This window comes from Sulfitobacter sp. HI0040 (assembly GCF_001634885.1).
GTDB lineage: Bacteria > Pseudomonadota > Alphaproteobacteria > Rhodobacterales > Rhodobacteraceae > Sulfitobacter.
Map to the genome: position 1 here is coordinate 1 of NZ_LWEX01000155.1, position 7,291 is coordinate 7,291.

Sequence of the window (7,291 nt, forward strand, 5' to 3'; positions counted from 1 at the left end):
CCGATGTGTCGGGCCCCACGGTGCTGCGCATGGTCCAGAAGCTGGGCTACCGGGGCTATCCCGATTTTCAGGCCGAACTGCGCGAGGAATTGCGCGCCATGGCCAAGAACCCGATCGCCAAACACGAAACATGGGCCGATGGGGTGCCATCGGGCCATGTGCTCAACCGTTTCACCGACGCGGTGATCGACAATATCCGCCATTCGCTTTCGCAGATCGAACCCGACGCCTTCGACGCCGCCTGCGCCCTGATCGCGGATACCAAACGAGCCGTGCATATCGTGGGCGGGCGCATCACCCATACGCTGGCCGAATACCTTTATCTGCAGATGCAGGTCATCCGCCCCCGGGTCACGCATATGCAATCGACCTCGAACACATGGCCGCACCATCTGCTGGACATGGCCCCGGGCGATATTCTCGTGATCTTCGACATGCGCCGCTACGAAAACAACACCGCCAAGCTGGCGGAAATGGCCCATGCGCGGGGGGCCAAGCTGATCCTGTTCACCGACCAATGGCGTTCACCCGTGCACCGCATCGCCGATATCAGCTTTTCGGCCCGGATCGTCGTGCCCTCGGCCTGGGATTCCGCCGCCATGCCCCTTTTGCTGGTCGAAACGATGATCTCGGCGGTGCAGGACATCCTGTGGAAAGACACGCGAAACCGCATGGAATCCCTCGAAGAGATGTTCGACCAGACGCGGCTCTTTCGCAAATTCACCTGACCGGCAGGGCGGCGCCACCCCTAATGCACCCCGGAACGAAGGCCGCAACCAGGTGTTGGCCCCCTGTAACCGTAATGAATTTTCGTAACGAGAAAGGGCCACACCATGCAAAGCCATACTGCCCGCGTACATGACATTGACATGCGATGGGAGGAAACCGGATCGGGCGATCCGGTCATCCTTGTCCACGGCATCCCCACCTGCCCCGCGCTCTGGCGCGATGTGGCACCCCTGATCGAAGGCCGCCGGGTCATCGCCTGGGAAATGCCCGGCTATGGCGCTTCCATTCCCGAAGGCCGCGACCGCGACATTTCGGTCGCCAAACAGGCCGATTACCTCGTCGACTTCTTGCAGGACCAAGGGATCGAACGTGCGATTCTTGCCGGGCATGATCTCGGCGGTGGTGTCGTGCAGATTGCCGCCGTCCGTCATCCCGGGCTGGTCTCCGGCCTCTTTCTGACGAATGCGATCTGCTACGATTCATGGCCGGTGCCGCTGGTAAAGGGCGTGGCCATGGCAGGCTCGATCCTTGAGCACGCGCCCGACGGATCCCTGCACAAGCTGATGGAGATCATGTTTTCCAAGGGGCACGAAACCGAGGCAGCCGCCAAGGCGGCGCTGGAAACCCACTGGCCCCATTACGACAAGCACGGCGGCGCCGAGGCTTTCGTGCGCCAGACCCAGTCGCTCGACAATGAAGACACAAAGGCCATCGCCGACGATCTGCCCCGCCTCGGCATCCCCGCCCGGCTGGCATGGGGGGCGGATGACGAATTCCAGAAGGTTGAGTACGGCGAAAGGCTCGCCTCCGACCTCAACGCGCCCCTGCGCCGGATCGAAGGGGGCAAACATTTCACCCCCGAAGATCACCCCCGCATCATCGCGGAGGAGATCAACACGCTGATCCGCACCGTGGACAGCAAGGTCCACGGATAGGCGCTGTCCCAAAGGCTCCGCCCCGACGGGCGGAGCCGCCCTGCCCTGACCCTCCGCCGCAAGCCTTCCTTTGCCGCGCCGGAAATCGGTTGGAACCGCCCCGCGTCACGCGTAGGATCATGCCGGAAACGGCCAGCAGCGGAGGCATCGGATGAGCGCGAGTGAGGGAGCAGGCGAAGGCGGCTTCATCCCGCGGGACCGGCGCTGGCAACCCGATGCGCTGACCCCTGCCTACAAGACTTCGGTATTGCGCAGCCCGAAAGCTCCCCTTCTGTCCTTCCCCACATCGATCAGCGAAGAAACCTCCCCGGTTTTCGGGCACGACATGCTCGGCCCGCTTGATGACGATCTGACCCTCAATTTCGCGCAGGACGGCCAAAGCGCCATCGGTCCGCGTATCGTCGTGCAGGGCCGTGTGCAGGACGAATACGGTCGCGGCATCGCCGGGGCGCTGCTGGAAATCTGGCAGGCCAACGCGGGCGGGCGGTATCGCCACGTGAAGGAAGGCTATATCGCACCGCTCGATCCGAATTTCGGCGGCTGCGGGCGGGTCATCACCGATGACGACGGGCGCTATACCTTCCGCACGATCCAGCCCGGCCCCTACCCCTGGCCCAACGGCCCGAATGACTGGCGGCCCGCGCATATCCACTTTTCGATCTTCGGCCATGCCTTCGCCCAGCGGCTCATCACCCAGATGTATTTCGAAGGCGATCCGCATATACCGCTCTGTCCCATCGTCGGCTCCCTCAACTCCCCGGCGGCCGTCGACGCGCTGACCGCCCGGCTGGACATGGCGCAGACCATCCCGATGGACGCCCGGGCCTACCGGTTCGACATCGTCCTGCGCGGGCGGCGGCAGTCGATCTTCGAAAACCGCCCCGAGGGGATGTAACCATGACGCGGCACATTTCACCGGACGAACGACTGCCCGAAACCCCCAGCCAGACGGCGGGGCCCTATGTCCACATCGGCTGCACGCCCGGGTTCACCGGCCTTTCGATGGCCTGGCCAGACGCAGGCGCGCAGATGAAAACCGGGCCTGTGAAGGGGCGGGAAATCACCATCACCGGGCGCATCTTCGATGGCATGGGCGCGCCACTGCGCGATGCGATGGTGGAGATCTGGCAGGCCGATGCCGATGGTCTCTTCGCCGCAGCGCATGAGGCGCGCGGAGAGGCCGACCGGAATTTCACCGGGTGGGGCCGCTGCGCCACGGATATGGAAACCGGGCATTTCCGCTTCGACACCGTGAAACCCGGCCCGGTGCCCTGGCCGGATGGCCGGCTGCAGGCACCGCATATCACTTTCTGGATCGTGGCCCGTGGCATCAACATCGGGCTGCACACGAGGCTCTATTTCGACGACGAACCGGAAGCGAACGCCGCCGATCCGATCCTGAACCGCATCGAGCACCGCGACCGGATTCCCACGCTGCTCGCCCGGGGTGACGGCGCCGGGGCCTATACCTTCGACATCCACCTGCAGGGTCCGCAGGAAACGATCTTCTTCGACATATGAGGCGCAAACCATGACCACCCCCTGTATCATCTGTGTGGCGATCACCGGTTCCGTTCCGACCAAGGCCGCGAACCCGGCGGTACCTATCAGCGTGTCGGAGCAGATCGAAAGCACGCAGGCCGCTTTCGAGGCGGGGGCCTCCATCGCCCATTGCCATGTCCGCAACGATGACGAGACACCGACGAGCGATCCCACCCGCTTTGCCGCGCTCAAGGAAGGGCTGGAAAAGCACTGCCCCGGCATGATCATCCAGCTTTCCACCGGGGGCCGGTCCGGCGCCGGGGCGGCGCGCGGCGGCATGTTGCCGCTGAGGCCGGACATGGCCTCGCTGTCCGTGGGGTCGAACAACTTCCCCACCCGGGTCTACGAAAACCCACCGGACCTCATCGACTGGCTGGCGGCGGAAATGGTCACCTACGACGTGAAGCCCGAGATCGAGGCATTCGACCTCAGCCATATCCTCATGGCCGCGAAAATGCATGAACGCGGCCAGATCCGGGATACGCCTTACGTACAGTTCGTCATGGGGGTGAAGAACGCCATGCCCGCCGACAAGGACGTGTTCGACTTCTATCTGCGCACCGTCCGGCGGCTCTTCGGCCCGGACGCGCCGTGGTGCGCCGCGGGCATCGGTGCCCAGCAGATCGTACTCAACGAATGGTCGATTGCCGCCGGGGGCCACGCCCGCACGGGTCTGGAAGACAACGTCCGGCTCGACCGGAACACGCTCGCCCCCTCCAACGCCGCGCTGGTCGAACGCACGGTTTCGATCTGCGAAAAGCACGAACGCCCCGTGGCGACATGGCAGCAGGCACGCGAGATACTGGGCCTGCGCCCCGCCACCTGAGCGGGTCAGTCCGACCCGAACAGGTCGCGGGTGAAGACGCGGTCGGTCACATCCGCCAAGTCGGGGCTGAGCCTGTTGGCGAGGATCACCTCGCTACACGCCTTGAAATCCGCCAGATCATGCGTCACGCGGGAGCCGAAGAACCGCGGCTCCGCCATCTCGGGCTCATAGACGATGACTTCGACGCCCTTGGCCTTGATCCGCTTCATCACCCCTTGGATGGAACTTTGGCGGAAGTTGTCGGAGCCTGCCTTCATCGCAAGCCGGTATACGCCCACTATCTTCGGTCGCAGGGCCAGAATCTGATCCGCGATGAAATCCTTGCGCGTGCGGTTCGCATCCACGATCGCGCGGATCATGTTCTGCGGCACCTCTGAATAATTCGCCAGCAACTGCTTGCTGTCCTTCGGCAGGCAATAGCCGCCATAGCCGAAGGACGGATTGTTGTAATGATCGCCGATCCGGGGATCGAGGCTGACGCCTTCGATGATCTGGCGGCTATCCATTCCATAGTTCATGGCATAGCTGTCCAGCTCGTTGAAATATGCAACGCGCATGGCAAGATAGGTATTGGCGAAAAGCTTGATCGCTTCGGCTTCTGAGGCATCGGTGTAAAGCACCGGAATGTCCGGCCGCAACGCCCCCTGTACCAAGAGTCCCGCAAAGACCTCCGCGCGTTCCGAACGCTCCCCCACGACGATGCGCGAAGGGTGCAGGTTGTCGTAAAGTGCGCGCCCCTCTCGCAGGAATTCCGGGCTGAACAGAATGCGATCCCCGCCCATCTGCGCCGAAAGGCGCGCGGTATAGCCCACCGGCACCGTGGACTTGATCACGATGGTCGCGTGATCGTTCACCGCCATCACGTCACGGACGACCGCCTCCACGGTCGAGGTGTCGAATGAATTCTCGACCGGGTCGTAATTCGTGGGTGTCGCCACGATCACGTAATCGGCGGCGGCATAGGCCGTGGCCGCATCCGTCGTCGCCGACAGCTGTAGATCATTGTCCCGCAAATAGGCCTCAAGCTCCGGATCAACGATCGGGCTTTCACGCGCCGTAAGTTTCGCGACCCTGTCCGCGCTGATATCCACCGCGATCACCGGGTTGTTCTGGGCCAGCAGCACCGCGTTGGACAGGCCGACATAGCCGATACCCGCAACCGCGATCGTCAATTCGTCAGCAGGCCCCCCGACGCGGGTCGTCTGTACAGCGTCGGGAGCGGCCTCATGTCCGGGCATAGATATCCTCATATCGCACGATGTCGTCTTCGCCGAGGTAACTACCCGTCTGCACTTCGATCAGCACCATGGGCAGCTTGCCGGGGTTTTCCATCCGGTGCACCGCGCCCAGCGGGATATAGACGGACTGGTTTTCGCTGATCAGGCGCACATTTTCATCGACCGTGACGCGCGCTGTCCCCTCAACCACAATCCAGTGTTCGGAACGGTGGTGATGGCTTTGCAGGCTGAGCGCGGCACCGGGGTTCACCACGATGCGCTTGACCTGAAACCGCCCCCCGATCACGAGGCTTTCGTACCAGCCCCAGGGCCGGTAATCCCGCGGCAACTGAACCGCCTGTGACGCGCCCCGGGCCTTCAGCGCCGCCACCGCTTCCTTGACCTTCTGCGCCTGAGCCTTGGGGGCCACCAGAACCGCATCGTTCATGGCCACGGCAATCATGCCCTCAAGCCCGATGCCTACCAGTTCCAGCCCCTCGCTTTCTGAGCGCAGCAGCGTATCGCTACAGTCAATCGCCGTAGCGCCTTCGGAACAGACGTTGCCCTGCGCGTCCGGGCCACTTTCCTGCCAGACGGCGTCCCAGCCCCCCAGATCGGACCAGCCCGCCTCAAAGGGCATCACCGCCAGATTGTCCGCTTTCTCCATGATCGCGTAATCGATGGAGATATCATCGGCCTGTGCCCATGGCGCGGCGGCAAGGCGGGTGAAGCCCAGATCGGTCGCCGCCTCCATCACCGCCCGCTCCACCGCCTCCAACAGCGCGGGCGCATATTTGCGGTAGGCGTCGATGATGGCGTCCGCGCGGAACAGGAAAATGCCCGCGTTCCACAGGAAACGTCCCGCCTCCAGCATCTCCGCCGCCCGCGCCGCATCCGGTTTTTCGACAAAGCGGGCCAGCCGCTGGGGCGCATTGGCCGAAGCATCCGCGCCCGCCTCGAGTTCGAGATAGCCGTAGCCGGTTTCCGGCCGGGTCGGTTTGATGCCAAAGGTCACCAAATCACCCGCCTGCGCCCGCTCTGCCGCGGCCTCCACCACGGCGCGGAAGGCCGCGGGATCAGGGATGACATGATCCGAAGGCGCCACCAGCATCAGCGCCTGCGGCTCCTTAAGAGCCAAATGCAGGGCCGCGGCCAGTACCGCCGGAGCGGTGTTGCGACCCTCAGGCTCGATCAGGATGCCGGCGGGCGAAAGTTCGACCGCGGCCAACTGCTCGGTCACGATGAAACGGAACGGATCGCCCGTAACCACCAGCGGCGCGGCATATCTCGCTCCCGCAAGGCGCTTTGCCGAGGCCTGGAACAGGCTTTCCTCACCCATCAGGCGGGCGAACTGCTTGGGATATGATTTACGCGACAGCGGCCAAAGGCGTGTGCCCGATCCGCCGCAAAGTAGGATGGGATGAATCATGGGAAATCTTTCGTTGGAATCCGTTTTGACGGGAAGCTTTGACGCCTCCCTAATGCAATGGGAACAGCGCTGACAGGGTTATCCGAGCCGATGCACGAATAACGTTCCCCCGACCCTGAACGTGGCAACAGTCAATTCCCAAGCTTCCGGTCGGCAGGAATCCGGTGATGAGGGCTTTCTTCGTCATATCGGGCCATTTCCGTCAGTTGTCGTGCAACGCTGCTAACATGCCGGCGCGCCGGGGCATAGGGAGGATGCATGGCCAAAAGCCTCCTCTCCGCGCATCGGGTGCTTGGCACCGGCGGTTTCCCGGCTAGGTTTCCATGCAACCGCGCGCTCCTGCGCCCAGACCCAAGGACCCGTTACCCATGCCCCAGCTTCGTCGCCCTTCCGTCGTGATCTTCGACGTGAACGAAACCCTGCTCGACCTCACGACGCTGAAGCCGCTTTTCGCGCGGCTTTTCGACGATGCGGAAGTGCTGCGGGAATTCTTTCCCGAACTCATCCTCTATTCCCAGACGCTCACGCTGTCGGGGCGCTATACCGCTTTCGGTGCGCTGGCGGGGGGCGTGTTGCGCATGGTGGGCCGCAATCACGGGGTCGATGTCGCGGA

Annotated in this window: 7 protein-coding genes and 1 pseudogene; 6 read left to right on the forward strand and 2 right to left on the reverse strand. The window is 63.5% G+C overall.

What is annotated here, in order from left to right:
• The 5 genes from A3728_RS10615 to A3728_RS10635 all read left to right on the forward strand — a co-directional run.
• Positions 1 to 728 (forward strand): MurR/RpiR family transcriptional regulator (locus tag A3728_RS10615; protein WP_067923243.1); only part of this gene is annotated, 728 nt, incomplete at its 5' end.
• Between the two features lie 105 nt (positions 729 to 833).
• The gene (locus A3728_RS10620; RefSeq protein ID WP_067923245.1) at positions 834 to 1,664 is read left to right on the forward strand and encodes an alpha/beta fold hydrolase; all 831 of its coding nucleotides are present in this window, start codon (positions 834 to 836) and stop codon (positions 1,662 to 1,664) included.
• Positions 1,665 to 1,815: 151 nt separating this feature from the next.
• Positions 1,816 to 2,559, forward strand: a complete 744-nt coding sequence (pcaH, locus tag A3728_RS10625) for a protocatechuate 3,4-dioxygenase subunit beta (RefSeq protein ID WP_067923248.1) — start codon at positions 1,816 to 1,818, stop codon at positions 2,557 to 2,559.
• 2 nt (positions 2,560 to 2,561) lie between these two features.
• Entirely contained in the window at positions 2,562 to 3,185 is a 624-nt protein-coding gene (gene pcaG / locus A3728_RS10630) for a protocatechuate 3,4-dioxygenase subunit alpha (RefSeq protein WP_067923251.1), read from the forward strand.
• Positions 3,186 to 3,195: 10 nt separating this feature from the next.
• Positions 3,196 to 4,032, forward strand: a complete 837-nt coding sequence (locus A3728_RS10635; protein ID WP_067923254.1) for a 3-keto-5-aminohexanoate cleavage protein — start codon at positions 3,196 to 3,198, stop codon at positions 4,030 to 4,032.
• A 5-nt stretch (positions 4,033 to 4,037) separates the two neighbouring features.
• Here the strand turns inward: A3728_RS10635 and A3728_RS10640 are convergent, their stop codons facing one another.
• Positions 4,038 to 5,204, reverse strand: coding sequence for a nucleotide sugar dehydrogenase (locus A3728_RS10640; protein WP_067923260.1), 1,167 nt, complete (start codon positions 5,202 to 5,204; stop codon positions 4,038 to 4,040).
• A gap of 52 nt (positions 5,205 to 5,256) precedes the next feature.
• Positions 5,257 to 6,678 carry a mannose-1-phosphate guanylyltransferase/mannose-6-phosphate isomerase gene (locus A3728_RS10645; RefSeq protein WP_067923257.1) on the reverse strand — a complete coding sequence of 474 codons (1,422 nt, stop codon included), beginning with the start codon at positions 6,676 to 6,678 and terminating at the stop codon, positions 5,257 to 5,259.
• 368 nt (positions 6,679 to 7,046) lie between these two features.
• Here A3728_RS10645 and A3728_RS10650 point away from each other — a divergent pair.
• Positions 7,047 to 7,291: pseudogene (locus A3728_RS10650) on the forward strand (haloacid dehalogenase type II); the annotation flags it as partial.

Coding starts and splice junctions, on each gene's coding strand:
- A3728_RS10620 (WP_067923245.1), top strand. CDS start 834: ATGCAAAGCCATACTGCCCGCGTACATGACATTGACATGCGATGGGAG.
- pcaH (WP_067923248.1), top strand. CDS start 1,816: ATGAGCGCGAGTGAGGGAGCAGGCGAAGGCGGCTTCATCCCGCGGGAC.
- pcaG (WP_067923251.1), top strand. CDS start 2,562: ATGACGCGGCACATTTCACCGGACGAACGACTGCCCGAAACCCCCAGC.
- A3728_RS10635 (WP_067923254.1), top strand. CDS start 3,196: ATGACCACCCCCTGTATCATCTGTGTGGCGATCACCGGTTCCGTTCCG.
- A3728_RS10645 (WP_067923257.1), bottom strand. CDS start 6,678: ATGATTCATCCCATCCTACTTTGCGGCGGATCGGGCACACGCCTTTGG.